The organism is Methylobacterium currus (genome assembly GCF_003058325.1).
Classification (GTDB): domain Bacteria; phylum Pseudomonadota; class Alphaproteobacteria; order Rhizobiales; family Beijerinckiaceae; genus Methylobacterium; species Methylobacterium currus.
Genome location: NZ_CP028843.1, coordinates 741942 through 768227 on the forward strand (window position 1 = coordinate 741942; position 26286 = coordinate 768227).

General features: G+C 72.0%; 24 protein-coding genes and 1 riboswitch. Of the genes, 14 read left to right on the forward strand and 10 right to left on the reverse strand.

What is annotated here, in order from left to right:
* Positions 1–16: 16 nt before the first annotated feature.
* The 5 genes from DA075_RS03410 (at position 17) to DA075_RS03430 (ending at position 7067) form a co-directional block, all read left to right on the forward strand.
* Positions 17–760 carry a nucleotidyltransferase family protein gene (locus tag DA075_RS03410; RefSeq protein WP_099952013.1) on the forward strand — a complete coding sequence of 248 codons (744 nt, stop codon included), beginning with the start codon at positions 17–19 and terminating at the stop codon, positions 758–760.
* Positions 761–991: 231 nt separating this feature from the next.
* The gene (locus DA075_RS03415) at positions 992–1489 is read left to right on the forward strand and encodes a GNAT family N-acetyltransferase (RefSeq protein ID WP_099952014.1); all 498 of its coding nucleotides are present in this window, start codon (positions 992–994) and stop codon (positions 1487–1489) included.
* Positions 1486–4632 (forward strand): double-strand break repair protein AddB, encoded by a 3147-nt coding sequence (gene addB, locus DA075_RS03420; protein ID WP_099952015.1) that lies wholly within the window; start codon positions 1486–1488, stop codon positions 4630–4632. The genes DA075_RS03415 and addB overlap by 4 nt, the downstream gene beginning before the upstream one ends.
* A gap of 275 nt (positions 4633–4907) precedes the next feature.
* Positions 4908–6290, forward strand: coding sequence for a M20/M25/M40 family metallo-hydrolase (locus DA075_RS03425; RefSeq protein ID WP_099952016.1), 1383 nt, complete (start codon positions 4908–4910; stop codon positions 6288–6290).
* Positions 6291–6362: 72 nt separating this feature from the next.
* Positions 6363–7067: an aspartate/glutamate racemase family protein gene (locus DA075_RS03430; protein WP_269153898.1), complete on the forward strand. Its 705-nt coding sequence runs from the start codon at positions 6363–6365 to the stop codon at positions 7065–7067.
* Between the two features lie 9 nt (positions 7068–7076).
* Here the strand turns inward: DA075_RS03430 and DA075_RS03435 are convergent, their stop codons facing one another.
* Positions 7077–8432: an 8-oxoguanine deaminase gene (locus DA075_RS03435; RefSeq protein WP_099952017.1), complete on the reverse strand. Its 1356-nt coding sequence runs from the start codon at positions 8430–8432 to the stop codon at positions 7077–7079.
* Between the two features lie 127 nt (positions 8433–8559).
* Here DA075_RS03435 and uraH point away from each other — a divergent pair, with 127 nt between their 5' ends.
* The gene (uraH, locus tag DA075_RS03440; protein ID WP_414468178.1) at positions 8560–8934 is read left to right on the forward strand and encodes a hydroxyisourate hydrolase; all 375 of its coding nucleotides are present in this window, start codon (positions 8560–8562) and stop codon (positions 8932–8934) included.
* A 50-nt stretch (positions 8935–8984) separates the two neighbouring features.
* Here uraH and DA075_RS03445 read toward each other — a convergent pair whose 3' ends face one another.
* Entirely contained in the window at positions 8985–9287 is a 303-nt protein-coding gene (locus DA075_RS03445) for a hypothetical protein (RefSeq protein WP_099952019.1), read from the reverse strand.
* 407 nt (positions 9288–9694) lie between these two features.
* Here DA075_RS03445 and DA075_RS03450 point away from each other — a divergent pair, with 407 nt between their 5' ends.
* Positions 9695–9967 (forward strand): DUF6894 family protein, encoded by a 273-nt coding sequence (locus tag DA075_RS03450; RefSeq protein ID WP_099952020.1) that lies wholly within the window; start codon positions 9695–9697, stop codon positions 9965–9967.
* Positions 9968–10163: 196 nt separating this feature from the next.
* Complete coding sequence (locus DA075_RS03455) at positions 10164–10406, forward strand: hypothetical protein (RefSeq protein ID WP_099952021.1); 243 nt, start codon at positions 10164–10166, stop codon at positions 10404–10406.
* Positions 10407–10650: 244 nt separating this feature from the next.
* Here DA075_RS03455 and DA075_RS03460 read toward each other — a convergent pair whose 3' ends face one another.
* From DA075_RS03460 to DA075_RS03470, 3 genes are read right to left on the reverse strand one after another with little or no spacing between them, the layout of a single operon-like run.
* Complete coding sequence (locus DA075_RS03460; RefSeq protein WP_099952022.1) at positions 10651–12840, reverse strand: xanthine dehydrogenase family protein molybdopterin-binding subunit; 2190 nt, start codon at positions 12838–12840, stop codon at positions 10651–10653.
* On the reverse strand, positions 12837–13319 hold the full coding sequence (locus DA075_RS03465; RefSeq protein ID WP_099952023.1) for a (2Fe-2S)-binding protein: 483 nt from the start codon (positions 13317–13319) through the stop codon (positions 12837–12839). The genes DA075_RS03460 and DA075_RS03465 overlap by 4 nt, the downstream gene beginning before the upstream one ends.
* Positions 13320–13332: 13 nt before the next feature.
* Positions 13333–14658 carry a cytochrome c gene (locus tag DA075_RS03470; protein ID WP_244936495.1) on the reverse strand — a complete coding sequence of 442 codons (1326 nt, stop codon included), beginning with the start codon at positions 14656–14658 and terminating at the stop codon, positions 13333–13335.
* A gap of 353 nt (positions 14659–15011) precedes the next feature.
* On the opposite strand from DA075_RS03470, the gene DA075_RS03475 reads away from it, so the two are divergent.
* Complete coding sequence (locus DA075_RS03475; RefSeq protein ID WP_232386410.1) at positions 15012–15260, forward strand: hypothetical protein; 249 nt, start codon at positions 15012–15014, stop codon at positions 15258–15260.
* Between the two features lie 49 nt (positions 15261–15309).
* Positions 15310–15786, forward strand: coding sequence for a GNAT family N-acetyltransferase (locus DA075_RS03480; RefSeq protein ID WP_099952025.1), 477 nt, complete (start codon positions 15310–15312; stop codon positions 15784–15786).
* Between the two features lie 109 nt (positions 15787–15895).
* On the opposite strand, the gene DA075_RS03485 is transcribed toward DA075_RS03480, so the two are convergent.
* The 5 genes from DA075_RS03485 to DA075_RS03505 form a co-directional block, all read right to left on the reverse strand.
* Positions 15896–17923, reverse strand: coding sequence for a TonB-dependent receptor (locus DA075_RS03485; RefSeq protein ID WP_210207044.1), 2028 nt, complete (start codon positions 17921–17923; stop codon positions 15896–15898).
* Between the two features lie 147 nt (positions 17924–18070).
* Positions 18071–18269, reverse strand: a riboswitch (cobalamin riboswitch).
* A 105-nt stretch (positions 18270–18374) separates the two neighbouring features.
* The gene (locus DA075_RS03490) at positions 18375–18578 is read right to left on the reverse strand and encodes a Trm112 family protein (protein ID WP_099952026.1); all 204 of its coding nucleotides are present in this window, start codon (positions 18576–18578) and stop codon (positions 18375–18377) included.
* Positions 18579–18642: 64 nt separating this feature from the next.
* Positions 18643–19311, reverse strand: coding sequence for an LON peptidase substrate-binding domain-containing protein (locus DA075_RS03495; RefSeq protein ID WP_099952027.1), 669 nt, complete (start codon positions 19309–19311; stop codon positions 18643–18645).
* Between the two features lie 145 nt (positions 19312–19456).
* Complete coding sequence (gene trxA, locus DA075_RS03500) at positions 19457–20365, reverse strand: thioredoxin (protein WP_099952028.1); 909 nt, start codon at positions 20363–20365, stop codon at positions 19457–19459.
* A 160-nt stretch (positions 20366–20525) separates the two neighbouring features.
* Entirely contained in the window at positions 20526–21839 is a 1314-nt protein-coding gene (locus DA075_RS03505; protein WP_099952029.1) for an MFS transporter, read from the reverse strand.
* Positions 21840–21909: 70 nt separating this feature from the next.
* Here DA075_RS03505 and DA075_RS03510 point away from each other — a divergent pair, with 70 nt between their 5' ends.
* The 4 genes from DA075_RS03510 to DA075_RS03525 all read left to right on the forward strand — a co-directional run bounded on the left by DA075_RS03510 (position 21910) and on the right by DA075_RS03525 (position 26247).
* The gene (locus DA075_RS03510; protein ID WP_099952030.1) at positions 21910–22497 is read left to right on the forward strand and encodes a TetR/AcrR family transcriptional regulator; all 588 of its coding nucleotides are present in this window, start codon (positions 21910–21912) and stop codon (positions 22495–22497) included.
* A gap of 150 nt (positions 22498–22647) precedes the next feature.
* Complete coding sequence (locus DA075_RS03515; protein WP_099952031.1) at positions 22648–23514, forward strand: CYTH domain-containing protein; 867 nt, start codon at positions 22648–22650, stop codon at positions 23512–23514.
* A 456-nt stretch (positions 23515–23970) separates the two neighbouring features.
* Positions 23971–25317, forward strand: a complete 1347-nt coding sequence (locus tag DA075_RS03520; protein ID WP_099952032.1) for a dicarboxylate/amino acid:cation symporter — start codon at positions 23971–23973, stop codon at positions 25315–25317.
* 6 nt (positions 25318–25323) lie between these two features.
* A complete protein-coding gene (locus DA075_RS03525; protein WP_099952033.1) occupies positions 25324–26247 on the forward strand; it encodes an ROK family protein in 924 nt (307 codons plus the stop codon).
* The last annotated feature ends 39 nt before the right edge of the window (positions 26248–26286 follow it).

Consider the following 26286-nt stretch of genomic DNA (forward strand, 5'->3'; position numbering starts at 1 on the left):
CGAAACCCCGCCCGCGATGACCGATTTCCCAAGCACCGCCGTGACGCGCGCCTTCGTGCTGGCCGCGGGCCTCGGCAAGCGCATGCGCCCGATCACCGCCACCACCCCGAAGCCTCTGGTCGAGGTCGCCGGCAAGTCGCTGGTCGACTACGCCCTCGACCGGATCGCCGAGGCCGGCATCCCGGAGGCGGTGGTCAACGTGCATTACCTCGCCGACCTGATGGAGGCGCACCTGGTGCGCCGCCGCGCTGCCCCGCGCATCACCATCTCGGACGAGCGCGGCACGCTGCTCGAGACCGGCGGCGGGGTGAAGAAGGCGCTCGATCACCTGGGGTCGGCGCCTTTCATGGTACTGAACTCCGATTCGTTCTGGCTCGAAGGGCCGCAGCCGAATCTCCGCCGGCTCGTCGCCGCCTGGGATCCGGAGCGCATGGACATGCTGCTGCTGCTGGCCTCCGCCGCCACCAGCCTCGGCTATGACGGCCCGGGCGACTTCAACATGGACAAGGAGGGGCGCCTGACCCGCCGGGCCGAGCGCGAGGTCTCGCCCTTCGTCTATGCGGGCGTCGCGATCGTGAAGCCCGAGCTGTTCGCCGACACGCCGGAGGGATCGTTCTCCCTGAACCTGCTGTTCGACCGCGCCATCGCGGCCGAGCGCCTGTTCGGGCTTCGCCTCGATGGGCAATGGCTCCATGTCGGCACCCCCGAGGCCCTGCGCGAGGCCGAGGAGCGGGTGCGCGCGAGCGCGACGCAGCCGTGAGGCGGGGTTCGCCGAACTCGGTCCGGTAAAGAATAGGGCGCGGGACTTCTCCTCCCCCCGACAGATCCCGGGCTTGCCTGGGATCTGCAAGCGACGGACGACGTCGGGCAAGCCCGACTTCTCGCGGGGAGAGGAGAAACTCGCGCTTCGTCCGGCGAGGTGCGAATGCGGGTGTCCGCATGGGAGAACGCAGATCCCGCCGCCCCATCGAATAGATCACACGGACCTCGCATGACCCCCGGCTTCTCGATCGGCCCGCTCGACGACCTCCCCGCGGTCCTGTCCCTCAACGCCGCCCACGTCGCCGAGACCTCCCACCTCGACGAAGCGGCCCTCCGCGCCCTTGCCGACCAAGCCTTCCTCGCGACGACCATCACCACCCCCGAGGGCCTCGCCGCCTTCCTGATCGCCCTCGACCAGGACGCCCGTTACGCCAGCCCGAACTTCCGCTGGTTCCAGGCCCGCTATCCGCGCTTCGTCTATGTCGACCGGATCGTCACCGCGCCGGCGCAGCGCGGCCGCGGGCTCGCCCGGGCGCTCTACGGGGACCTGTTCGCCCGCGCCGCCGCCGCCGGCCACGACCGCGTCGCCTGCGAGGTCAACCGCGTGCCGCCGAACCCGGGCTCGGACGCCTTCCACGCCGCCCTCGGCTTCGAGGAGGTCGGCACCGCCCAGATTCATGGCGGCGCGAAGACCGTGCGCTACCTCCTGCGCGGGGCCGTCCGGTGAGCGAGGGTCACGTCTTCACCATCGCGCCGGGCTCACGCTTCCTCGACACCCTGGCCGAGGCGCTGCTCTCCGGCCGCCTCGTCGGGGATCTGGCCGGCGGGCCGTTCGGTCTCGCCGCCGTCACCCTCTACCTGCCGACCCGCCGCGCCGCCCGGGCGCTGGCCGCCATCCTGGCGAAGGAATGCGGACCGGCGGCGCTCCTGCCGCGCATGGTCCCCCTCGGCGAGGCCGACGAGGCCGAGCTCGACCTGCTCGCCGCCCCTCCGGGCGAGCGCCGCGAGGAGGTGCTGCGGCCGCCGATCCCGCCGCTGGAGCGCCGGCTGATCCTGGCCCGCCTCGTCCAGGCCTGGGCCGGCACCGTCGACCGCCAGCTCCTGCCGTTGGGTGACGAGGTGCCGTTCCGGGTGCCGTCCTCGCCCGCCGATGCGGTCGGCCTCGCCGCCGACCTCGAAGGGCTGATGGATGCGCTGACCGTCGAGGGCCTGCCCTGGAACGACCTCGCCGGCGCCGTCGAGGCCGAGCATTCGCGCTATTTCTCCCTCACCCTCGATTTCGTGCGCATCGCCGCCGAGTTCTGGCCCCGGATCCTGGCCGATCGCGGGGTCAGCGACCCGGTCGCGCGCGGCCAGGCCCTGGTGCTGGCGGAGGCCGCGCGCCTCACCCGCGAGCGTCCGGCCGATCCCGTGATCGTCGCCGGCTCGACCGGCTCGGTGCCGGCCACCGCCCGGCTCATCGCGGCGATCGCCGGCCTGCCCCGCGGCGCCGTGGTGCTGCCGGGCCTCGACCGCGACCTCGATGCCGCCGGCTGGAGCGCCATCGACCCGGCCGGCGACGGGGAGGCGGCGGCCCATGCCCATCCGCAGGCGGTGCTGCACCACCTCGTCGGCAAGAGCGGCCTTTCCCTCGACCGGGCGGCGGTGATCCCCCTCGGCACCCCGACGCCGGCCGCCAGGGCCCGGGCCGGGCTCCTGTCGCAAGCCTTGCGCCCCGCCGAGACCACCGACGCCTGGGCCGATCTCGATCCGGACTATCGCGAAAAACTCGCCCGCGAGGGCGCCGCCGGGATCCGGGTGGTCGAGGCCGCCGACGAGCGCGAGGAGGCGCTCGCCATCGCGGTGGCCTTGCGCGAGACGCTGGAGCAGCCCGGCCGCAATGCGGCCCTCATCACGCCGGACCGCGCCCTGGCGCTCCGGGTCGCGGCCGAGCTGAAGCGCTGGGGCATCGTCGCCGACGACTCGGCGGGCGAGCCGCTGGCGCGCAGCCCGGCCGGGCGCCTCGCCCGGCTCGCCGCCGACGTCGCGGCGCTCGACGCCAAGCCCGAGCGGGTGCTGGCGCTCCTCGCCCATCCGCTGGTGCGCCTCGGCCTGACCCGGGCCGAGATCGAGCGGGCGGCGAGCGCCCTGGAGATCGGGTGCCTGCGCGGTCCCGCCCCGGCCAAGGGCTTCGCCGGCATCGCGGAGGCTTTGCGGCTCGCCCGGACCGAGGAGCGGCCGCACGATCCCCGTCCGCGCCGGCGCCTCACGCCCGAGGACTGGGACGCCGCCGACGCGCTGCTGCTGCGCCTCTCGGTCGCCTTCCAGGATTTCTTCGCCGACGAGGACGACGCTCCCGGCGACCTGATCGTCATCGCCAGGGCCCACCGCGCCACCTGCGACCTCCTCATGGCGGGGCCCGAGACGGAGGAGCCCGAGGCGGACGAGGACGAGGTCGACACCTCGGTGGGGGTGCTCGACGCCCTGTTCGACGACATGGAGCTGGCCGAGCCCGGCCTGCTCGCCGGCCGCTTCTCGGATTATCCGTCCTTCTTCACCGCGCTCGCCCGCGAGCGGGTGGTGGCGCGGCGCAAGGCCAGCCCGCATCCGCGGCTGCGCATCCTCGGTCTCCTGGAGGCGCGGCTCCTCTCCGTCGACCGCGTGGTGCTCGGCGGCCTCGACGAGGGCGTCTGGCCGCCGAAGGCCGAGACCGACGCCTTCCTCAACCGGCCGATGCGCCACCGCGTCGGCCTGCCGTCGCCGGAGAAGCGCCTCGGCCAGACCGCGCACGACTTCGTCCAGGCGCTGGGCTGCCCGGACGCCGTCATCACCCGGGCGCATAAGCGCGAGGGCGCGCCGACCGTGCCGTCGCGCTTCCTGCAACGCCTGCGCGCCTTCGCGGGCGAGGCATTGTGGGCCGGCCTGGTGAAGGGCGGTCAGCGTTTCCGGGCGCTCGCCGCTTCGATCGATGCGGGCACGGGCCCGCTGCCGCCACGCCTGCGCCGCCCGGCGCCCAGGCCCGACCCGGCCCTCTTCCCGCGCTCGCTCAGCGTCACCGAGATCGAGACCCTGGTGCGCGATCCCTACGGGATCTTCGCCCGCCACGTGCTCGGCCTCGACGCCCTGGAGCCGGTGGCGGTGCAGCCGAGCGCCAGCGACCGCGGCACCATCGTGCACAGCGTTCTGGGCGGCTTCGCCGAGCGGTTTCCGGACGCGCTGCCCGCCCTCGACGAGGCCGAGCAGGTCCTCTACGCGCTCGCCGCCAACGCCTTCGCGCCGATCTCGGACGCCTATCCGGAGCTCTACGCCGAATGGTGGCCCCGCTTCGTGCGGCTGGCCGAGGCGTTCCTCGCCTGGGAGGCCGAGCGCCGCCCCGGGATCCGCCGCGTGCAGGCGGAGGCCGGCGGCCGCTGGACGCTCGCCGTCCCGGGCGGGCACGTCCTGACGCTGCGCGCCCGGGCCGACCGGATCGAGACCCGCCGCGACGGCGGCCATACCATCATCGACTTCAAGACCGGCCAGCCGCCGAGCGCCCGCGAGGTCTTCGCCGGCTTCTCGCCCCAGCTGACCCTGGAGGCCGCGATGCTCCAGGCCGGCGCCTTCCGGGACCTCGACCCCGCGCGTGAGACGCCCGACCTCCTCTACATCCGCGCCGGCGGCGGCAAGACGCCGCTCGATCCTGCGCCGCTCAAGGCGCCGCGGGGGGATGGGCGGACGCTTCCCGAGCTGGTCGAGGCCCATGTCGCGGGCCTGCGCCGGCTCGTCGGCGCGTTCATGGCCGGCGAGGCCGCCTACCTGTCCCGGCCCTACCCGAAATACGCCAAGGCGTATTCCGACTACGACCACCTGGCGCGGGTCAGGGAATGGTCGCTGGTCGAGGGGGAGGAGTGATGCCGCCGCGCCTTCGAACGGGCTCGTTCGAAGGCGCTGGCTAAGCCCGAACGGGCGCCGGCGCCGATGCGCCGGACGCTTTCGCATCGACGTGTCGATGCGAAAGCGCGACGGTATGAGGGCGCCCCGCAAGCGCTCGCGCCCCTCTCCACCGGCCATGCGCCCGGGGCGGCCCGCCGCCCGTGCCTCACGGCTTCTGGCCGCGCCGCCGCTGGGCTAGTGATGGCGCGGTGAGTGCCGGGCCGACGGGGGCCCGGCCAGACCGGAGACACCGCATGGCCGCGCTTGACCGGATCCTCAACGACATCGACCGCGACCTCGACAATTCCCTGGAGCGGCTGTTCGCCTTCCTGCGCATCCCGTCGATCTCGACCGACCCGGCCTATGCGGCGGAGTGCCGGAAGGCGGCGGAATGGCTGAAGGGCGATCTCGCCGCCATGGGCTTCGAGGTCTCCTTGCGCGAGACCGGCGGCCACCCGGTGGTGCTCGCCCATTACGCCAAGCCCGGCGCTCCGCACGTCCTGTTCTACGGCCACTACGACGTGCAGCCGGTCGATCCCCTGAACGAGTGGGAGACGCCGCCCTTCGAGCCGCGCATGGCGACGCTGGCGGATGGCCGCAAGGTCATCAGCGCGCGCGGCGCCTGCGACGACAAGGGACAGGTGATGACCTTCGTCGAGGCCTGCCGGGCCTTCAAGGCGATCGACGGCGAATTGCCGGTCGGCGTCACCCTCCTGATCGAGGGCGCGGAAGAGGACGGCTCGAAGTTCCTGCCCGAATGGGTCGCGGCGAACCGCGACGAGCTGAAGGCCGACGTGGCGCTGGTCTGCGACACCGGGATGTGGGACCGCGACACCCCGGCCATCACCTCGTCCCTGCGCGGCCTGGCCTATTTCGAGGTCACCGTCACCTGCGCCGACCGCGACCTGCATTCCGGCCTGTTCGGGGGTGCGGCCGCCAACCCGATCCGGGTGCTCTCGCGCATCATCGCCGACCTGCACGACGGGGAGGGCCGGGTGACCGTGCCGGGCTTCTATGACGGCGTGCACGAGACGCCGCCGGAGGTGCTGGAGCAGTGGCGGGGCCTCGACCTGACCCCCGAGAGCTTCCTCGGCACCGTCGGCCTGAACAAGCCGGCGGGCGAGCGCGACCGGATGCTGATCGAGCAGATCCAGTCCCGCCCGACCTGCGACGCCAACGGCATCATCGGCGGCTATACGGGGGAGGGCACCAAGACGGTGATCGCCTCGAAGGCGAGCGCCAAGATCTCGTTCCGCCTCGTCGGCGACCAGGACCCGGAGGCGCTCGACCGCAACTTCCGCGCCTTCGTCGAGGCCCGCATCCCGGCCGATTGCTCGGTCGAGATCGTCACCCACAAGGGCTCGCGGGCGCTGGCCCTTCCCCACGGCATGCCGGCGCTCGAGGCCGCCAAGGGCGCGCTCGCCGAGGAATGGGGCAAGGCCCCGGTGACGATCGGGTCGGGCGGCTCGATCCCGATCGTCGGCGACTTCAAGCGCACCCTCGGCCTCGACACCCTGCTCGTCGGCTTCGGCCTCGACGACGACCGGGTGCACTCGCCGAACGAGAAGTACGACCTCCAGAGCTTCCACAAGGGCACCCGCTCCTGGGCGCGGATCCTGGCGGCCCTGGCGAAGTAGGCGGGCGCACCTGCCGCCGGATGGCCGGCGGCAGGTCACCCCCGGCGCATCGCCGTCGAAAGGAGGACGGATGTGCAGCAGAAAGTCATCGGCCTGATCGGCGGAATGAGCTGGGAGAGCTCGGCCGAATATTACCGCATCATCAACGAGACGGTTCGCGCCCGCCTCGGGGGCCTGCGCTCGGCGCGCTGCCTGCTGTGGTCGTTCGACTTCGGCGAGATCGAGGCCTTGCAGCATGCGGGGCGCTGGGACGAGGCGGCGGACGAGCTGATCGACGCCGCGCGGCGCCTGGAGCGAGGCGGCGCCGATTGTGTGCTGATCTGCACCAACACCATGCACCGCATGGCCGATCAGGTGCAGGCGGCGATCGGCCTGCCGCTCCTGCATATCGCCGACCCGACCGCCGAGCGGATCCGCGCCGCCGGCCTGTCCCGGATCGGCCTCCTCGGCACCGCTTTCACGATGGAGCAGGAGTTCTACAAGGGCCGGCTCGCATCGCGCCACGGCCTCGGCGTCCTGGTGCCGGACGCGGACGACCGGGCCGTGGTCCACCGGGTGATCTACGAGGAGCTGGTCCAGGGCCGAGCGCTGCCGGCCTCGCGCGCGGCCTACCGGGCGATCATCGCCCGGCTGGTCGAGCGGGGAGCACAGGGGATCATCCTCGGCTGCACGGAGATCATGCTGCTGGTGCGGCCGGAGGACAGCCCGGTGCCGCTCTTCGACACCACGGCGCTGCATGCCGAGGCGGCGGTCGACTGGGCGTTGGCGGGAATCTGACCACGGAGGCTACTCTCCGTCCACCAATCGCCGGCTGAGCACGTTGTGCCGCTCCGCCAACACGCCCGTGTCCAGCGTGAGCAACTCCCTGTCCCGCACCACGATCCGCCCGTTGATCACGCTTAAGCCCACGCTCGGCGGCGCGCAGAACACCAGGGCGGCGACCGGATCGTGCAGGGCGCCCGCGGTAGAGAGCGCCCGCAGGTCGAAGGCGACGCAATCGGCGGCCATGCCGACGGTCAGCGCCCCGATATCGTCGCGCCCGAGCACCCGCGCCCCGCCGATCGTCGCGATTTCCAGGGCCTCGCGGGCCGTCATCGCGGCGGGTCCGAAGCCGACGCGGGCCAGCAGCATCGCCTGGCGCGCCTCGCCCAAAAGGTGGCCGGCATCGTTCGAGGCCGAGCCGTCGACGCCGAGGCCGACGGCGACACCCTCGCAGCGCATCCGCGGCACCGGGGCGATGCCGGAGGCGAGCCGCATGTTCGAGCACGGGCAATGCGCGACCCCGGTGCCGGTGCGGGCAAACAGCCGGATCCCGTCCTCGTCGAGCTTGACGCAGTGGGCGTGCCAGACGTCCGGCCCGACCCATCCGAGATCGGCGGCGTATTCGGCGGGCGTCATGCCGAAGCGCGCGCGGCTATAGGCGACGTCGTCCTGGTTCTCGGCCAGGTGGGTGTGGAGCGAGACGCCGTAGGCCCGCGCCAGGACGGCCGAATCCCGCATCAGCCCGGGGCTGACCGAGAAGGGTGAGCACGGCGCCACCACGATCCGGCGCATCGCGAACGGCGCGGGATCGTGCCAGGTCTCGATCAGGCGGCGCGTGTCGGCGAGGATCGCGGCCTCGTCCTCAACCAGCGCGTCGGGCGGCAGGCCGCCGGCGCTTTCGCCCAGGCTCATCGCCCCGCGGGCCGCGTGGAAGCGCAGGCCGATCGCGTCGGCCGCCTCGATGCTGTCGTCGAGGCGGCAGCCATTCGGATAGAGGTAGAGGTGGTCGCTCGAGGTGGTGCAGCCCGACAGCATCAGCTCGGCCATCGCGACTTGCGTCGACACCCGCACCATCTCGGGCGTGAGCCGGGCCCAGATCGGATAGAGCGCCTTGAGCCAGCCGAACAGGTCCGCGTCCTGCGCCCCCGGCACGGCGCGGGTGAGCGACTGGTACATGTGGTGATGCGTGTTGACGAGGCCGGGCAGCAGGACGTGGCCGGCGAGATCGATCACCGTGTCGGCGGTCTCGGGCACCGCCTCGGGGCCGCCCACCGCGACGATCCGGTTACCCTCGATCAGCGCGAAGCCGCCCGCGATCTCGCGCCGTGCCGCGTCCATGGTGACGACGCGGTCGGCGTTGCGCAGGAGAAGCGTGGCCATGCGGGAGCTCCAGTGGAGACGGAGCCGCCATGCTGGGCGCCCCGGTCGGCGCCGGTCAAGCCGTGCTTGACCGCGCGGCAGGCCTCGGGCACCCCCTGAGGGCCGTGACCGGAGACCCACGATGTCCGTGCCCACCCCGTCGAGCCCCGAGACGCCGCGCCTGACCACCCACGTTCTCGACACCGCCCATGGGCGGCCGGCCGCCGGGGTGGCGGTGCAGCTCTGGCGCCTGACCGACGGCGCGCGGGAGGAGGTCGCCCGCACGCTCACCAACGCGGACGGGCGCTGCGACGCGCCGTTGCTCGCGGGCGAGGCGCTGCGGCCGGGCATCTACGAGCTGGTCTTCGCGGTCGGGGCCTATTTCGCGGGTTCGGGCGACGACGGCGCCGGCGACTTCCTCGACGAGGTGCCGGTGCGCTTCGTGGTCCGGCCCGGCCTGACCCACTACCACGTACCCCTGCTGATCGCGCCCTACGCCTACAGCACCTATCGGGGAAGCTGAGAGGCTCCGGGGACTGCCCGGGACTTCGCGTACCAGTGCGGAGTCCGGGATCAGGCGCCCGGCTTCTGCTGCCAGCCGCGCCGGCGCTCGGCCAGGCCGTGCTCGCGGTAATGGAGCAGGGGATTCACTCCCGCCCGTTCCACGTCCGGATTGGCCGAGAGATAGCCGCGCGTGCTGAACTCGGCGGAAGGATCCCGCCCCTCGCGCCAGCCGAAATGCAAGTAATGCTCGAGAGGATCGCACCCCTCGGCCGCCACGTCCGGATTCTTGCCGAGATAGTAAACCGGGTCGAACCCACCGACGAGGGCGGGCGGGGGCAGCTTGCGGCTCCAATGGGTGATGCGCCACAACATCGGATGTCTCGAGGCTCCCTTGGGCGAGGCCGGGCGGCGCAGGGGTTTCGTGACCTAACGTCCCGCCAATGACCCACGGTCAGAAAAGCTGAATCGCGGACCCGGCGCAAGTGGACAAGAGCCGACTTGTTCACCGTTCGGCGGCGCCCGGGTCGACGGAGCCGCGTCATGGCCGGCCGGGACCCGGCGCTGGATTGCGCGCGAGGTCTCATCTCCGCCACAAGTTGCAGTCTCACTGGGCCTGGGCGGCGGGGCGCGTTGCACAGGAGTTGACGATGGGACTCGTCATTCTCGATCCCCAATCGGGCACACGCGTCGAAATCGGCATCGCATCACCCGATCAGGGGACTGGTCCCGGAAGGCCGAACAGGGCAGGTAGGAACACTGCCCGGCCGGAAGGATTGCCCATGCCCCGATACTTCTTCAACACTCACATCGGCGACGACGTGATCACCGATCTGAACGGTGAAGAACTGCGCGATCCCGATCATGCCTGGGAGGCGTCGCGCGCGATCATCCGCGCGATGATGGATGATCCGAAGAACCAGGACCGTCTGCTGGCCGCGAGCCTGGTGGTGACCGACGAGGCCGGCGAGGTCGTGCTGGAATTCCCCTTCGCCGAGGCCCTGGCGGACGACGCGTCCGAGGAGCCGCGGCACGGGGCGCCGAACGCTCATTGAGGCCGGTCCCGCCGAGGCCGCCGAGACCGGTTCGCACCTCGCCCTCCGGACCGGCCCGGCCGCGAGTGCATGACAATTCTCCGCCACGTCCTATATAAGGAGAGGGCGCCGGGGGCGGGTCGCACTCGGCGGCACGTTCGGCCCGGCGCCCTCCCGAGGCTGCGGCTCGCCCGCGTCTCGCAAGAGGGATGACGTCATGGCGACCCAAGACAGTACCGCGCGCGGACAGGCGGAGACCCGCGCGGCGCGGGCTCAGATGCAGGCCGAGATGGCGGCACAGGCTTGGTCCGACCTCGCCAGCGCGGAGCGCAGCCGCGACGACAACACCGCCCGCCTCAAGGCGCTGCGTCTCGCCCGCGAGGCCGAGGCGGTCGCGGCTGCCAAGGTCGCCAAAGCCGCCAAGGCCGCCCCCAAGGCGCGGGCGAAGAAGAAGGCCTGAGGTTTCAACGCGCGGAGGTCGTCTGGAGCGGGGCTCGGTGCTCCACCTTGTCCCGGATGCGGCAAGGCTGCCCGGCGATGCTTCCTTCGACCCAATCGGCGCGGATCGTCTCCTAAATCCCGGCAGATCCCTGGCTTGACCGGGATCTGCAAGCGAGGAGCGAAGTCGGATCTGCCCGACTTCGTGGCAGGGAAACGCAGCCGGCGTCTCGTCGTCTCCCTCGACAGCCCGGCCGGTCCGCGGGTCACACCCCGATCGCTGCCTTCACCAGCTCCGGTCGCATCGGCACTTCGCGCAGGCGCACCCCCGCGGCGTGACGGATCGCGTTGGCGAGCGCGGCGGCGGTCGGCCCCTGCGCGACCTCGCCGGCGCCGAGGAACGGATGGCCTGAGCGATCGAGCAGGTGAACGTCGAGGCGCTCGGGAATGTCGGGGAAGCGGGCGATCGGATAGGTGCTCCAGTCGCGGCTCGTCGGACCTTCGGCATCGTGCGCCACCGCCTCGAACAGGCTCCAGCTCATCGCCTGGATGATCCCACCCTCGATCTGGTCGCGGATGCCGTGCGGGTTGACCACCTGGCCGGCATCGACCGCCGCCTGCGCCCGCACCAGCCGGACCCGGCCGCTCTCGCGCGCCACTTCCACCTCGACGGCGAGCGCGCAATAGGCGGCGAGGTTCTTGTAGCGGGCGAAGGCGAAGCCGGCGCCGCGACCTCTCGGCAGCGCCCCTCCCCAGCCGAAACGCCCGGCGGCGGCCTCCACGACGGCCCGCGCCCTTGGATCGTCGAGATGGCGCAAGCGGAACGCGACCGGATCGGCGCCGGCGGCCTCGGCCAGCTCGTCGACGAAACTCTCGATCGAGAACACGTTCATGTAGGCGCCGAGGCTGCGCAGGGCCGAGACCCTGAGCGGCATGTCGGCGACGAAGTCGTGCGCCACCCGCGCCCGGGGCAGCCGGTAGAGCGGGATGGCGTTGCGGTCGCCGCCGCCCTCCGGCTGCGGCAGCGCCTTCGGGGGCGGGGCCGGGAACGGTGTTTCCAGCATCCGGGCCGAGAGCAGCTGGCCCGCACCCGGCGGGCGGGTGAGGTGGGTCGGGCTGCGCACCGAATAAGCCCAGTCGGCGATGCGCCCGTCCGGCCCGAGCACGGCCGAGGCTTCGGTCGTCATCGCCCCGCCATAGGGCTCCCACAGGTGCTCCTGCTCGCGGGTATACTGCACCCGCACCGGCCGGCCGGGGAGGGCGCGGGCCAGCAGCGCGGCGTCGCCCGCCACGTCGTCGGCGCCGTTATGGCCGTAGCAGCCGGACCCTTCGACATGGATGCAGCGCACCTGCTCCTCGGGCAGGGACAGCATCTCGGCGAGCGCCCGGCGCAGGGGGAACATGCCTTGCGCGTGCGACCACACGGTGAGGTGCCCGCCATCGAACTCGGCCACCGCGCAGGACGGGCCGATCGAGCCGTGCATCTGGTAGCGTCGTCGGTATTGCGCGGTGATCCGGCGCCCCGGCGGCACCGGCGCATCGGCGCCGGCCTCGTGAATGATCGTCCGCTGTGCCGGTCGACCGGCAAGGTCGGAGAACAAGGCCTCGGGCTCCGGCACGCTCGTGCCGCCCTGCCAGACCGCAACCTTGGCGAGCGCCCGCATCGCCGTCACGGCGGCGTATTCCCGCTCGGCCAGCACCGCCAGGACGTCGCCGTCGCGGTGCACCCGGATCACCCCGGGGCGGGAGGCGATCGCCTCCGCGTCGACGCTGACGAGGCGGGCGCCGGGACGGGGCGGGCGCAGGATCCGGGCATGGACCATGCCGGGGGTGCGGATGTCCTGGACGTAGGCCGCGCCGCCCGCGACCTTGGCGGGAATGTCGACCCGAGGCAACGGCCGGCCGACGATCGTGTAGGTCGCCGGCTCCCGCAGGGCGATCGTGTCGGGCACCGGTGCGTCGAGCTCCACCTCCTGGGCGATCTCGCCGAGTGTCATGCGCCGTCCGTCCGGCGCCGCGATTGCGCCGCCCTCGACCCGCAGCGAATCCGGCTTCAGGCCGAGCCGATTCCCGGCGACCTCGAGTAGCAGCGCCCGCGCCGCCGCGGCGGCGTGCCGGATCGCGGTGGCCGAATCCTGCATCGAGTGGCTGCCGGCGGTGTAGCCCTCGTTCGGAGTCAGCTCGGTATCGGCGGTGTGGAGGCGCAAGGATGCGGGCTCCAGCCCGAGTTCTTCCGCCGCCACCTGGATCAGCGCCGTCTTGATGCCCTGGCCGAGCTCCGCCTTGCCGGTGAGCACCGTGACGGCGCCGTCCTCGCCGATCCGGATCCAGGCATCGATCCGCGGCGCTTGCGCCAAGCTGCCGGGCAGGGATGCGGCCTCGGACCGGCGCGGCAGCCCGATTCCGACGAGGAGCGCGCCGCCGACGAGCAGCGTGCGGCGGGTGAGCGCGCTCACGGCGTCGCCCCCGTGGTGGCGGGCTCGGGCAGCCCTGCGGCGCGCCGCACGGCGGCGAGGATCCGCAGATGGGTGCCGCAGCGGCACAGGTTGAACCGCAGCGCGTCCCGGATCTCGGCCTCGCTCGGATGCGGGACGGCGCGCAGAAGGGCGTGGGCCCGCATCACCATGCCGGCGATGCAGTAGCCGCACTGCGCCGCGTTCTCGGCGATGAAGGCGGCCTGGAGCGGGCCCGGATTCTCCGGGCTCCCCAGCCCCTCGACGGTGGTGACGGACCGGCCCTCCAGCACGCCGATCGGGGTGAGGCAGGACAGGATCGCGCGGCCCTCGACCTCCACCGTGCACGCCCCGCACTGGCCGAGGCCGCAGCCGAACTTGGCACCATTGAGTCCGAGTTCATCGCGCAGCACGTACAGAAGCGGGGTCTCCGGCTCCGCCGCGACCGCCTGGCTGCGGCCGTTCACCGTCAGGGTCGGCATCGGCGTCTCCTCCTCAACGTCCCGCCTCGGCCCGGGCGCCGGGGCGCGGGTTATCCCGCATCAGTGTCTTCACCGCGTCGCCGAGCTTCGGCCAGGGTCCGTCGGGGCTGAAGCGGGCGCGCAAGTAAGCGGCGAGGTCGGTCATCTGGGCCGGATCCAGCATCGACCCGTAGGCCGGCATGATCGGACCCGGTGCCCGCTCCCGGGGTGCGATCCCGTCGCGCAGGACCAGGATCAGGTTGCGCGGATCGGGCGCCCGCAGGGTGGTGCGGTGACCGAGCGACGGCGTGGTGTAGGGCACGCCGCCGGCGGCCCCGCCGCCGCTCTCGTGGCAGACCGCGCAGGCGCCCGCATAGGTGGCGGCGCCTCGGGCCAGGGAGGGATCGTCGCTCGCGACCGCCCGGTCGACCGGGCCGGTGCGGCTGCCGGCGGGACCGGAGCCGTAGAGCGTCGCCGTATAGGCGGCGAGCGCCCGGATCTCGCCCGCCGGGACGGTCCGGTGCGCCTCCACCACCGGGCGCATCGGCCCGGCGGCTCCGCCATGCTGCGGATCCCATTCGGCGAGGTAGCGGGCGAGGCTCTCCTTGTCCCAGGCGAGCGGTGCCGGGGAGGAGCGGTCGAGGGGCGGCACCCACCAGCCATCCGCCTCGCCCCCCGCATAGGCCTTCGTTCTCACCTCGGCGCCCACGAGATTGCGGGGACTGTGGCAGGCGCCGCAATGGCTCAAGGTTTCGGCCAGATAGGCGCCGCGATGCCACTCCGCATCCCGGCGCGGATCGGCCGGAATCTTGTTCCCCGGGATGTCGGGGGCTTTCGCGAAGAGCAGCTTCCAGCCGGCGAGGAGGGGGCGCCAGGAGAGCGGGAAGGGCAAGTCATTGGCCTTCGCCTCCTGCCGCACCGGCTCGCGGCTCATCACGAAGGCGTAGAGGGCGGCGATGTCCGCGTCGGTCAGGCCGGCATAGTGGGTATAGGGAAAGGCCGGGTAGAGGTGGCGCCCCTCCCGGTCGACGCCTTCGCGCATCGCCCGGGTGAAGGCGGCGAGCGAGTAGCGGCCGAGCCCCGTCTCTGGATCCGGCGTGATGTTGGTGGCGTAGATCGTGCCGAACGGCGTGCCGATGCCGCGCCCGCCCGCATAGGGCCGGCCGCCTTCCGCGGTGTGGCAGGAGGCGCAGTAGCCGAGGGACGCGAGGGCTGCCCCCTTGCGGACCTGCTCCGGCGCGGTCTCGGCCGGTGCCGGGCCGCCCGGCGCGAGGGCAGGCCGCCAGGCCGCGATGGCGTATCCTGCCCCTGCAAGGAGAAACGCCCCTCCGAGCCAGACGGTGATCCGGCGACGCGTCACGAACCGGCTCCTCCCGCGTCGCGAAGGCCCGCTCCTCCGGCGGCGAGACAACCGGTGCCCCCCGCGACGGTTCCCGCGGACCCATCCTCGCATGCAAGCCTGCCCCTCGCTCAGTCTTGCCGCAATCCCGCGAAACAGTGCTATCGTCCGGTCGGCGGAGCGACGCCGATTTGGCTTGGCCGTATCGGCCGAGCGGCGGAGCGTCCGCATGGTTCGACCCCGAACGGACGGTCTCCCGCCCGCTCGCCTCACCTCTTCTCGCCGGTCCCGTTCTTGCTGATCCCGCGGAGCCGGCGGGCGACCCATCCCGGGATCGTTTCGGATGCGGCCCCACCGCACGAGACTGACGCCGCATGGCCCAGCAGAGTTACAAGGCCCGCCTCGGGCCGCCCCCGATGAGCGCCGACGACGCGGCCTGCCGGGCCTGCTGCGGGCAGATGCGCGCGCATTGGCAGGAGCGTCCCCATGCCCGCCTCATGGTGGTGGCTTCGACGCCGGTGATCGAGGCCTTCGGCGGCGGTGTCGAGACCCGCTATCTCTGCCTCGAATGCGGGCACACCTTGCTGCACTCGACCGGCCGCTTCGGCCAAGGGTGGCATTGACCCGAGCGGACGCGCCGGGCGAAGGACGGCCCGTCCCGGGGGATGTCCGATGCCTCACGCGATCGTCACCACGGCCGAGCGGCTCGACCTCGTGCCCGTCACCGCGCGCTGGCGCTGGGAGGCCTTCGCGCAGGGACAAGGGCGCAGCCTCGCCGAGGTGACGGCGGCGGAAACCGCCGGCTCCGCCACGGCCGGCCCGATGCCCCGCACCTTCGTGCTCCTGGTCGATGACGAGCCCGTCGGCATGGCGAGCCTGGCCGCCCACGATCTCGAGTTGCGGCCCGACCTGACGCCCTGGCTCGCCGGCGTCTTCGTGGCGCCCCAGGCTCGGCGCCGCGGCCACGCCGTCCGGCTGGTCGCGGCGGTGGAGGCGGAGGCGGTCGCCCGCGGGGTCCCGGCCCTGTGGCTCTATACCCGCAGCGCGGAAGCGCTCTATGCTAGGATCGGCTGGCGGACGGTGGAGACGGTTCCGTATCGAGAGAGGGTCTACGCGCTGATGCGACGGGATCTGCCAGCGCCTATGTGAGCATCTCTGATCTGATCGACCCCCGCAGGGTCATTCCGGGTTCCGCTGCGCGGCCCGGGAATGACAGGGAGGATGGCCACTCCGCCGGGGCAAACCGGAGGATCGTCGCCTAGAACCGCCCCGCCAGCGTCAACCGCAGGGCCGTGGCCTCGACCGGGTGGAAGTGCCGGTCGGCGACGCCCGCCGCTTCCCCCGGCAGTCGCGATTCGTAGAAGTAGGTGATCTGGTCGGCCCGCGCGTTCGTCAGGTTGAGCACGTCGAGGGCGAGGCTCACGCCGGTGTCGAAGGCGTAGCCGATCCGGCCGTTGAGCAAAGCGGTCGGCTTCGAGCGCACCGAATTGTCCTCGATCAGCGGCCGCGGCCCGAAATAGCGGAAGCGCAGGGCACCGAACCAGCCCTGACCTTCGCCGAAGGTGAGGCCCGCCGAGGCGATGGCGGTCGGTGCCTCCGGGATCCGCCGGCCGACCGGATCGCGGTCGGCGAAGCGGGCATTGGTGAGGGTCAGGTCGGCTTCGAGCCGCAGCCAGGACGTCACGGCGTAGTGGTTGCTCCACTCGATGCCGAAGCGCCGGGTCGGCCGGCTCGGCTCGGTGGTGCCGGTATCGCCCTGAAACAGGTTCTCGGAGGCGAAGTCGAGCCGGAACAGGGCGAGGCTCGTCTCCAGCCCGGCGATCGAGCGGTTGCGGATGCCGACCTCGTAGCCGGTGGAAGGGACCAGGAACGGCGCGCGGGCGACGGTGAAGAGCGGGCTCGCCGGATCGACCGTCGCGGTGACACCGCGGGCGTCGTTCGAATGGAAGCCGCCGCCGTAATTCAGGTAGAGTTCGGTGTCGGCCCACGGCCCGAACACCGCGCCGAGCTTCGGGTTGACGATGCCGTCGCGAGCCCGGCCCGAATTCGCGGGCGTGTCGGAGCGGACATCGGCGACATAGCCGTCGGCCCGAAAGCCGACGCTGGTGCGCAGCCAGTCGGTCCATCGAACCCGGTTCTCGTAGTAAATCGCGGCGCTCGCCTCCATCACCCGGTCGTCGAGCACCGTCGAACGGTATTGCCGGGCCGTGGTGTTGAACAGGCCGACCCGGATGTCGTCGGTACGGGTCTGGATGCCGATCTCGTTCTCCATGGCCAACCCGAACAGGTCGCCCTGGAACGTCCGGGAGATCTCGCCTCCGCCGAGCACCCGGGCGTCGCGCTGGCGGAACTGGTCGCCGTTGACGGGGTCGTTGAGGACATAGGTGAAGTTGTTCCAGAGATTCATCTGGTAGCGGATCACGTAGGCCGAGGCCCGCGTGATGCCGCCCGCGTCCGACCGGCTCCAGCGTCCCGAGAGCGAGAACCGTCCGGTGTCGCCGCCATCTGTCGGATCGAGGGTGCCGGTGCGGCCGATGATGCCCTCCGCCACCGCCCGCTCCGGGATCTGGTTGGTGGCGCTCCACCTCGCCCAGTACGCCATGCCGGTAACGGCGAAGCCGTCCGTGGCGGTGCCCTGGCTGTAGCGGGCGACGCCGTTGAGCTTGCGCAGGGCATCGGGCACGACCCACGGCCCGTCATAGGCCTGCGCCTCGCCCGCCACCAGAAGGTTGCCGGCGCCGAGCGGCACGGAGGCGGCCGAGAGCCCGCGCTTGTACCCGAAGCTGCCGAGGGTGGTCAGCGCAATGTTGCGGTCCAGCTTGTCGAGGTAGTCGATCCGCACCGAGCCGGCGGAGGCGAAGTCGCCATCGCGGACGAAGTACGGGCCCTTGTGGAACTCGACCGCGCCGACGAGTTCGGGGATCAGGAAGTTGAGGTCGGCGTAGCCCTGGCCGTGGGCGTGGGTGCGCATGTTCACCGGCATGCCGTCGACGTGGAGGGCGATGTCGGTGCCGTGGTCGAGGTTGAAGCCGCGCAGGAAGAACTGGTTGGCTTTGCCCTCGCCGGAATGCTGGGTGACGATCAGGCCCGGCACCGCCTCCAGCACCTCGCCCGGACGGGTGACCGGCAGGCTGTTGATGGCGGCCCCGCTGATGATCCCGGCGCTCGCCGCGTCCACCGGGCGCAAGGCCCCGCCGATGCCGGTGACGCCGCCGGGATAGCCGGCGCTGGCCGCCCCCGGCACCGCGGGCGCCGGAGCTTTCACCTCGATCTGGTCGAGGCGGATGTCGTCCTGCGCGAGGGCGGGGACGGGCAGGCACGCGGCGGCGAGGGCCGCGAGGAAAGGAGAACGGCAGACAGGCACGGACGAGCCTTCGCGGGCTGTGGCACGTCACCGTGGAGGCACCGGCGCACCCCGTCCGGCGCGGCCCACATGTGACCACGGCTGACGGCAGGTCTCCTGGCTCGCGGGTCTTCGCCCTCCATCGTCTTCCCGGGCGTCGAACGCCCAGTGACGTCGGTGATGGAGGCTCGCCGCTCACAGTTGCGGGGGCAGCCGCGGCTTCGGGCGCTCGTGCCCTCACCGCGTTCCCTTTTGATCCCCGGGGGGAACCGTCCCGACGAGGTTTAGACGGGGAGGCGGCGGGCGCCAACGCATCCCGCCCCGAATTGTCGGGTGTGTTGCCGGTTGTCGACGGGACACCGCGCGGGGCCCTGTCCCGCGCGGCTTCGCGCCCTCAATCCGCCAGAGGACGCGCCTCTTCCGGCAGCATGATCGGGATGCCGTCGCGGATCGGGTAGGCGAGCTTGGCCGAGCGGCTGATCAGCTCCTGGCGCGCGGAATCGTAGTCGAGCCGCTCCTTGGTCAGGGGGCAGACCAGGAGCTCGAGCAGCTTCGGATCGATGCGAGCGGCTTCGAAGGAGGCGGGGGAGTCGGTCACGGGTGGTCCTTCCGAACGGTCCGATGCGGGACTTTGCCCCCGGGGCTTTAGCCCAAAGCGCCGCCTATTGCAGCGTCGGCTCAGCTCCCGAGGCCCGCACCAGCTCCATCTCGGTCACGGCGATCAGCACCTCGGCCCGGGTCTTGAGGTCGGGCGCCTCCAGCATCGCCTGCTTCTCGCGCGGGCCGAAGGGGCTCATCATGCAGAGCGCGTTGACCAGGGCCTCGTTCGGCGCCTCCTCGATCCCGGCCCAGTCGACCTTGAGGTCGTTGGCCTCGACGAAATCGCGAAGCGCCTTCAGCACGCCGGCGCGATCCACCGCCTCCTCGCCGGCGCGGGCGTGGAAGTCGCTCTCGAACGGGGCGAAGGTGACCTTGCAGCGGCGGAAGCCCGTGCTGGTCGACAGCTCCTCCTCGATCCGGAACCGGGCGATGCCGGTGAGCGAGATCAGGTAGCGGCCGTCGCCGGTCTCGGCGAACTGGGTCACCCGGCCGGCGCAGCCGACCCGGAAGAGCTTTGGCGACAGCGGGGTCTCGCCGGTATCGGAATCCGGCTGGATCATGCCGATCACCCGGTCGGTGCGCAGGGCCTCGTCCACCATCGCGAGGTAGCGGGGCTCGAAGATGTTGAGCGGCATCTGGCCCCGCGGCAGCAGCAGCGCGCCCGGGAGCGGAAAGACCGGGATCTCGGTCGGGCAGTCGGCCGGCCCCTTGTAGGCGACGTTCATGCTCATCGGCGTCGCTCCCGCGCGGATCGAAAGGGGTCCCGGGCCCCGTCGTCTCGGGCCCGGGATCGCAACCCGCTAACTAGGGCGCGGCCCTCCGGCGTGGATACCTGTCCGACGTAATGCCGCGCCCCGGATGCACTTGCGAGCGCCGTCAGGAGAACATCAGGGTCGACAGCTTGCGCCGGCCGCGGATGGTCATCGGGTCCATCGGGCCCCAGGCCTCGAACAGCTGGAGCAGCTGCTTGCGGGCGCCGTCGTCGTTCCAGGAGCGGTCGCGGCGGACGATCTCGATCAGCTGGTCGATCGCCTCCTGCTGCCGGCCCTTGGCGTTGAAGCCGAGCGCGAGGTCGAACCGCGCCTGGAAATCGGTGGGATCGGCCTCGATCCGGCGCTGCAGGCCGGCGAGGTCGCCGAGCGAGGCGGCCTGCTCGGCGAGCTCGATCGCCGCCTTCACGGCCGCGATGGCCGGGTCCTTGGCGGCCTCGGGCGGCGCCGCCTCGAGGAAGCGGCGGGCGCCCTCGAGGTCGTCGCGGTCGAGGAGCAGGCGGGCGAGCGCCGCGATGGCGCCCGGATGGCCCGGCTCCTGGCCCAGGATCGCGGCGTAGATCTCGGCGGCGGCGTCCGGGTCGCCGGCCTCGGCCGCTCCTTGCGCCTCCGCCATCAGGTCCTCGACCGCGGTGGGACCGAGGGGGCCGACCAGGCGCTCGATGAAGGCCTTCACCTGGCCCTCGGGCAGGGCGCCCATGAAGCCGTCGACCGGCTGCCCGCGCTGGAACGCGATCACCGCCGGGATCGACTGGATGCCGAGCTGGCCGGCGATCTGGGGATGCTCGTCGATGTTCATCTTGACGAGCTTCACCTTGCCGCCGGCGTCCTTGACGGCCTTCTCGATGATCGGGGTGAGCTGCTTGCACGGCCCGCACCACGGCGCCCAGAAATCGACCAGCACCGGCTGCTGCAGGGATTCCTGCATCACGTCCTGGCGGAAGGTCGCGGTGGTGGTGTCCTTGATCAGGGCGCCCGCGGGGGGCTGGCCGGCCGCGGGAGTGTCGGTAAGCATCGATGACCTCGGGAGAACGGCCTTCACGTCGCAGGCCTGGACGGCCCGCCGATCAGATGGGGTAGACCGGTCGCCCTGACCAGGGCAAGGCGCGGAAAGCCTGAAAACGCATGGGAAAACCGGAGCCGGACGCGCCCGCGGGCTTACGTCCGGCGCTTCTTCACGCCGCCGCCGGCGCCGCCTGCCGCATCCGGCCGATCATCAGCGACATCAGCGCGGCCATCACGGCGGTGAGGCCGGCGGCCAGGAAGGCCTCGAGGTAGCGGCCCTCCGAGGCCCGCACCAGGCCGGCGCCGAACGCGGCCGTCGCGGCGCCGAGCTGGTGGCCGGCGGCGATCCAGCCGAACACGATCGGGGCATCGCGCTCGCCGAAGGTCTCGTTGGCGAGGCGCACCGTGGGCGGCACCGTGGCGATCCAGTCGAGGCCGTAGAACACCGCGAAGATCGACAGGCTGTAGAACGAGAAGTCGGTGAAGGGCAGGGCCATCAGCGACAGGCCGCGCAGGCCGTAATAGACGAACAGGAGCTTGCGCGGGTCGTAGCGGTCGGTGAGCCAGCCCGAGCCGGTGGTGCCGATGAGGTCGAACACGCCCATCAGCGCCAGGAGCCCGGCGGCCCGCACCTCCGGGATGCCCTGGTCGGCGCAGAACGAGATCAGGTGGGTGCCCACCAGCCCGTTGGTGGTGAGGCCGCAGATGAAGAAGGTGCCGAACAGGAGCCAGAAATCGCCCTTGGCGCTCGCCCGCACCAGCCCGTCGATCGCGGCGCGGAACGGATTGGCGCGCCGGGGCGGCTCGGGGACGGTGCCGGGGGCGGCGCCGTAGGGCGTGAGGCCGATATCGGAGGGGCGCTCCGGCAGGAGCCAGGCGACGACCGGGATCAGCGCCGCGATGGCGCAGGCCACGGTGAGCACCACCGGTCGCCAGCCGCCCGCCTGCGCGATCGCCGCGAGGCCCGGCAGGAACACCAGCGTCCCGGTGGCGGTGCTGGCGGTGAGCAGTCCCATGAACAGGCCGCGGCGCACGGCGAACCAGCGGTTCACGACCGTGGCCCCGAGCACGATGGCGACGCAGCCGCTGCCGAGGCCCGACAGCACGCCCCAGGTGGCGACGAGGTGCCAGGGCTCGCTCATCAGGGCGCTCAAGCCCGTCGAGGTCGCCATGAGGGCCAGCGCGCAGAGCAGCGTGCGGCGGATGCCGAAGCTCTGCATCAGGGCCGCCGCGAACGGCCCGACCAGCCCGTACAGGAAGATGCCGAGCCCGGCGGCGAAGGAGGTGGTGCTCCGGCTCCACCCGAAGGCCTGCTCGAGCGGCAGGATCAGCACGCCCGGCGAGGCCCGCAGGCCCGCGGCCGCCAGCAGGCACAGGAAGATCACGCCCACCACCACGAAGGCGTAGTTCCGGCCGAAGGGGCGCGGTCTGGGTGCAGTCGGGGCGGGGGAGGCGAGGCCCCGCGGCGACACGGTCGAACTCATGCTGGGACATCCTCCCCGAATCGTGCTAGGACGTTACGTACCAGTCAGTAACATCGTCAAGGGTGAATGCATGGTGGAGGGACGTGACGGGACCGCACCCCTCCGGGCCGGCGACCGGATCCGGGCAGCCGCCCGCGACCTGTTCTACCGCCGTGGCTTCCGGGGCGTCGGCGTCGACGAGATCGTGACCCGGGCCGGGGTGACGAAGCCGAGCCTCTACCGTGGCTTCGCGTCGAAGGATGCCCTCGTGGTCGCCTGCCTGGCGGATTACGACGTGCGCCTGCGCTCCCGCCTCGACGAGGCGCTGGCGGCCCATCCGAGCGACCCGGCGGCGGGCCTCGTGGCCTTTCTCGACGGCATCGCCCGGCGCAGCGCCCAGCCGGGCTTTCGCGGCTGCGGCCTCTCCAACGCCGTGGTCGAGTATCCGGAGGCGGATCACCCCGTCCGCGAGGCGGCACGCGAGGGCAAGCGCGCCCTTCACGCCCGCCTCGCCGAGGTCGCCGGCACGCTCGGCGCCCGCGCGCCCGAGCGCCTCGCCGACGCTCTGCTCCTCCTCGTCGAGGGCGCCTTCGCCTGCGGGCAGATCTTCGGCGCCGACGGGCCGAACCGGTCGCTCGCCGATGCCGCCGAGGCCCTGATCGCAGCGAGCCGGGCATGATGCCAGCATCGCGCGCCGCACAATAGAATTCCGTCAATAAATCGGGGGGCGGCGGCAGCACGGCCTTGATTCTGTCGCCATGATCGGTCGATACGCGAGAGTTGACGCCGATCGCGGCCTCTGGGCCGCGACCCCCGTGGAGTTGAGCGTATGACCCTCGTACGACGTTTCCAGGTTGCGCCGGCGCTGGTCCGCCTGATCCGCAAGGAGCGCGGCTCCTCCCGCATCACCGAAGGTTACTTTCCGCCGCAATCCGGCCGGACCTCGTTCGTGCGCGTCGATGGCGGCCAGTGCCACCTCGTCCTGGTCACCTCCGATGGCGGCGCCACGAGCGAGGAGCGCACCGAGGTGCCGCGCGCCCATGGCGATGCCCTCCTCGACGTCTGCGCCGGCCGCGCCGCTTACGACCGGACCCAGGTGGCCCTCGGCAACGGCCGCGACGCCCTGATCGACCGCTACGTCGCCCCCGGCACCGTCGACGTCGTGTCGGTGGTGTTCGACAATCCCGACGAGGCGGGCGGCTTCCCGGTCCCGCCGTGGTTCGGCCCCGAGGTCACGGCCGATGCGGCCTACGAGGGCCGCAGCATCGCGCTCCAGGGCGTGCCGCAGCCCGGCGAGATCGGCCTGTCCAACGCCGCCCTCGACGCCGTGCTCGATCTGATCGAGCCGCGCTACGGCTTCGGCCGCTACGCCGCGCCGAGCCGCAACGGCGAGGAGGGCGGGGTGGTCAACGCCTTGCGCCGCATCGCCACGCCGCCGCAGCCCGAACCGGCGCCGTCTCCGCCGCCGGAGCCCGAGCCGGTCCACGAGGCGCCGCACCAGGCCGAGGCCGCCCCCGAGCCGCCGCCGCCTGCTCCGCCGGAGGCTCATCCCGATACCCGCATCGACGACGTGATCGAGAGCCTGTCCCAGGCCCTCGGCGCCGCCGTGCCGGGCGGGGATGCCGCCCGGGACGACGGCACGCCGGCCTTTGAGCGCTGGACCGTGCGCCCGCGCCGGACCCAGCCGACGCCCTGAGGGCGGCGAGCCCTCCTCGACGACGGATGAATCTACCCATCCCGGGATCCGCCCTGGCGGAGACCGGGATTTTTCGTCGTCGCCGAGCCCCCTGGTCGCGACGGATCGGTGTCGCACGGTTGAAGGGTGCCCCGTCATCCATCAGGCGCTTGACGCCGGCGCGCCTGCACGGCACGCCCGGCCCCGCCTGCGTCCGACCTCCAGACGGTCGCTCGTGGGCGGCTGCGACGCGCGACGGCCGCCGGACGGTCTCGACTCCCGATGTCGCAAAGGCAGCGGGGCCGCAGCGGGGACAACCGAAGGGTTTTCCCTGATTTTCGACTTGGAACACGGGGCGCGGACTTTCTACACTGTCCGGGCCGCGGCCTGTTCCGCACGACAGTCACGCGGCAGAGGCCGCACCGCGACGGCCGATCCCAAGAAGGCGGCGGCCGGCACCTCGGGGAGAGAACGATCATGCAGCACGCCACGCCGTCCGCGACGGCCCCGGGCTCGTCGCAGCCCTGGTACAGGGTCCTCTACATCCAGGTTCTGATCGCCATCGCGCTCGGCGTGCTGCTCGGCTACGTCCTGCCCGATACCGCCAAGTCGATGAAATGGCTCGGCGACGCCTTCATCGCGCTCATCAAGATGATGATTGCCCCGATCATCTTCTGCACCATCGTGCACGGCATCGCGTCGATCGGCGACCTGAAGAAGGTCGGCCGCGTCGGCCTGAAGGCGCTTATCTACTTCGAGGTGGTGTCCTCGCTCGCGCTGGTCATCGGCGTCGTCGTCGGCGAGATCGTGCAGCCGGGCGCCGGCTTCGGCGTCGACCCCTCGAAGCTCGACGCCAAGGCGGTGGCCGGCTACGCCAGCAAGGCGCAGGCCGATTCCACGATCGCCCACATCATGGCGATCATCCCGAAAAGCTACTTCGACGCCTTCGCGGGCGGCGACCTGCTGCAGATCCTGCTGGTCGCGGTGCTGACCGGCGTCGTCATCACGGGCTTGGGCGAGCGCGGCAAGCCGGCGATCCACGCCATCGAGGCGGCGGGCGAGATCTTCTTCCGCATCATCGGCATGATCGTGAAGCTCGCGCCGATCGGTGCCTTCGGCGCCATGGCCTACACGATCGGCGAGTATGGCATCGGCAAGCTCGGCAACCTCGCGGGCCTCGTCGCCACCTTCTACCTCACCAGCCTGCTCTTCGTGCTCGTGGTGCTCGGGCTGATCGCGCGTTTCTCCGGCTTCTCGATCATCAAGTTCCTGGCCTACATCAAGGACGAGCTACTGATCGTGCTCGGCACCTCCTCGTCCGAGACGGTGCTGCCGCACATGATGCAGAAGATGAAGCGCCTCGGCGCCTCGGATTCGGTGGTTGGCCTCGTCATCCCGACCGGTTACTCGTTCAACCTCGACGGCACCAACATCTACATGACGCTGGCGACGCTGTTCCTGGCCCAGGCCGTGGGGGCGGATCTCAGCTTCGGGCAGTACGCCACCATCATCGCCGTCGCGATGCTGACCTCGAAGGGCGCCTCGGGCGTCACCGGCGCCGGCTTCGTCACCCTCGCCGCGACGCTCGGGGCGATTCCCGGCAACCCGGTGCCCGTCGCCGCGATGGCGCTGATCCTCGGCATCGACAAGTTCATGTCGGAGTGCCGCGCCCTCACCAACCTGGTCGGCAACGGCGTCGCCTGCGTGGTGGTCAGCCGCTGGGAGGGCGAGCTCGATCCGGTCAAGCTGCGCGAAGTGATGGCCAACCCGCTGGCGATCGGCACCGAGATCGCCGACGAGAAGCCGGTTCCGGTCGCGCCCTGATCCGGGATGCCCTCCTTGCGCATCGGCATCGATCTCGGCGGCACCAAGATCGCCGGGATCGCCCTCGACCTCGACGGCCACGTCCGGGCCGAGCGGCGCGTCGCGACCCCGCGGGGCGATTACGACGCCTCGCTGCGGGCCATCGCGGCTCTCGTCGCGGCCCTGGAATCGCAAGCCGGCGGCACCGGAACCGTCGGGATCGGCATTCCCGGCGCGCTGGTGCCGGCGACCGGCCGGGTCAAGAACGCCAACTCGACCTGGCTCAACGGCCGGCCCCTCGGCGACGATCTCGCAAGGGTGCTCGCCCGCCCGGTGCGGCTGGAGAACGACGCCAATTGCCTGGCGGTCTCCGAGGCCGTCGACGGGGCGGGGGAGGGGGCGGCGCTCGTCTGGGCGGTGATCCTCGGCACTGGCGTCGGCTCCGGCATCGCGCTCGCGGGCCGGGCCTTGTCCGGGCGCCAGCGCATCGCCGGGGAATGGGGCCACAACCCGCTGCCCGCCCCCCGCGACGACGAGCGCCCGGGCCCGGCCTGCTATTGCGGCCGGACCGGGTGCCTCGAGACCTGGCTCTCCGGTCCGGGGCTTGCCGCCGACCACGCCCGCCGCACCGACCGGGCGATGAGCGGCGAGGCGATCGTCGCGGCGATGCGCGCGGGCGACGCGGCGGCGCGAGCGACCTTCGCGGCTTGGCTCGACCGGCTCGGACGCGGCATTGCGGGCGTCGTCAACCTCCTCGACCCGGACGTGATCGTGCTGGGCGGCGGCCTCTCGACGATTCCCGAGACCTACGACGCGCTGCCCGAGCGCGTCGCCCCCCACGTCTTCGGCGGCGGATTCGGCACCCCGATCCGGCGGAGCCGCCACGGCGACGCCTCCGGGGTGCGCGGGGCGGCGTGGTTGTGGAACGATTCGGATGCACCTACCGCGTGAGGAGTGCTAAGCGGTCGTTCCGACCGTCTTTCAGCCTCC

Excerpts from the sequence above, each read along its gene's own strand:
- DA075_RS03475 (WP_232386410.1), top strand. The coding sequence starts at position 15,012 with ATGGCCCAGCAGAGTTACAAGGCCCGCCTCGGGCCGCCCCCGATGAGC.
- trxA (WP_099952028.1), bottom strand. The coding sequence starts at position 20,365 with ATGCTTACCGACACTCCCGCGGCCGGCCAGCCCCCCGCGGGCGCCCTG.
- DA075_RS03525 (WP_099952033.1), top strand. The coding sequence starts at position 25,324 with ATGCCCTCCTTGCGCATCGGCATCGATCTCGGCGGCACCAAGATCGCC.
- DA075_RS03520 (WP_099952032.1), top strand. The coding sequence starts at position 23,971 with ATGCAGCACGCCACGCCGTCCGCGACGGCCCCGGGCTCGTCGCAGCCC.
- DA075_RS03410 (WP_099952013.1), top strand. The coding sequence starts at position 17 with ATGACCGATTTCCCAAGCACCGCCGTGACGCGCGCCTTCGTGCTGGCC.
- DA075_RS03495 (WP_099952027.1), bottom strand. The coding sequence starts at position 19,311 with ATGAGCATGAACGTCGCCTACAAGGGGCCGGCCGACTGCCCGACCGAG.
- DA075_RS03415 (WP_099952014.1), top strand. The coding sequence starts at position 992 with ATGACCCCCGGCTTCTCGATCGGCCCGCTCGACGACCTCCCCGCGGTC.
- DA075_RS03510 (WP_099952030.1), top strand. The coding sequence starts at position 21,910 with ATGGTGGAGGGACGTGACGGGACCGCACCCCTCCGGGCCGGCGACCGG.
- DA075_RS03455 (WP_099952021.1), top strand. The coding sequence starts at position 10,164 with ATGGCGACCCAAGACAGTACCGCGCGCGGACAGGCGGAGACCCGCGCG.
- DA075_RS03450 (WP_099952020.1), top strand. The coding sequence starts at position 9,695 with ATGCCCCGATACTTCTTCAACACTCACATCGGCGACGACGTGATCACC.
- DA075_RS03465 (WP_099952023.1), bottom strand. The coding sequence starts at position 13,319 with ATGCCGACCCTGACGGTGAACGGCCGCAGCCAGGCGGTCGCGGCGGAG.
- DA075_RS03425 (WP_099952016.1), top strand. The coding sequence starts at position 4,908 with ATGGCCGCGCTTGACCGGATCCTCAACGACATCGACCGCGACCTCGAC.
- DA075_RS03435 (WP_099952017.1), bottom strand. The coding sequence starts at position 8,432 with ATGGCCACGCTTCTCCTGCGCAACGCCGACCGCGTCGTCACCATGGAC.
- DA075_RS03480 (WP_099952025.1), top strand. The coding sequence starts at position 15,310 with ATGCCTCACGCGATCGTCACCACGGCCGAGCGGCTCGACCTCGTGCCC.
- DA075_RS03505 (WP_099952029.1), bottom strand. The coding sequence starts at position 21,839 with ATGAGTTCGACCGTGTCGCCGCGGGGCCTCGCCTCCCCCGCCCCGACT.
- DA075_RS03515 (WP_099952031.1), top strand. The coding sequence starts at position 22,648 with ATGACCCTCGTACGACGTTTCCAGGTTGCGCCGGCGCTGGTCCGCCTG.
- DA075_RS03445 (WP_099952019.1), bottom strand. The coding sequence starts at position 9,287 with ATGTTGTGGCGCATCACCCATTGGAGCCGCAAGCTGCCCCCGCCCGCC.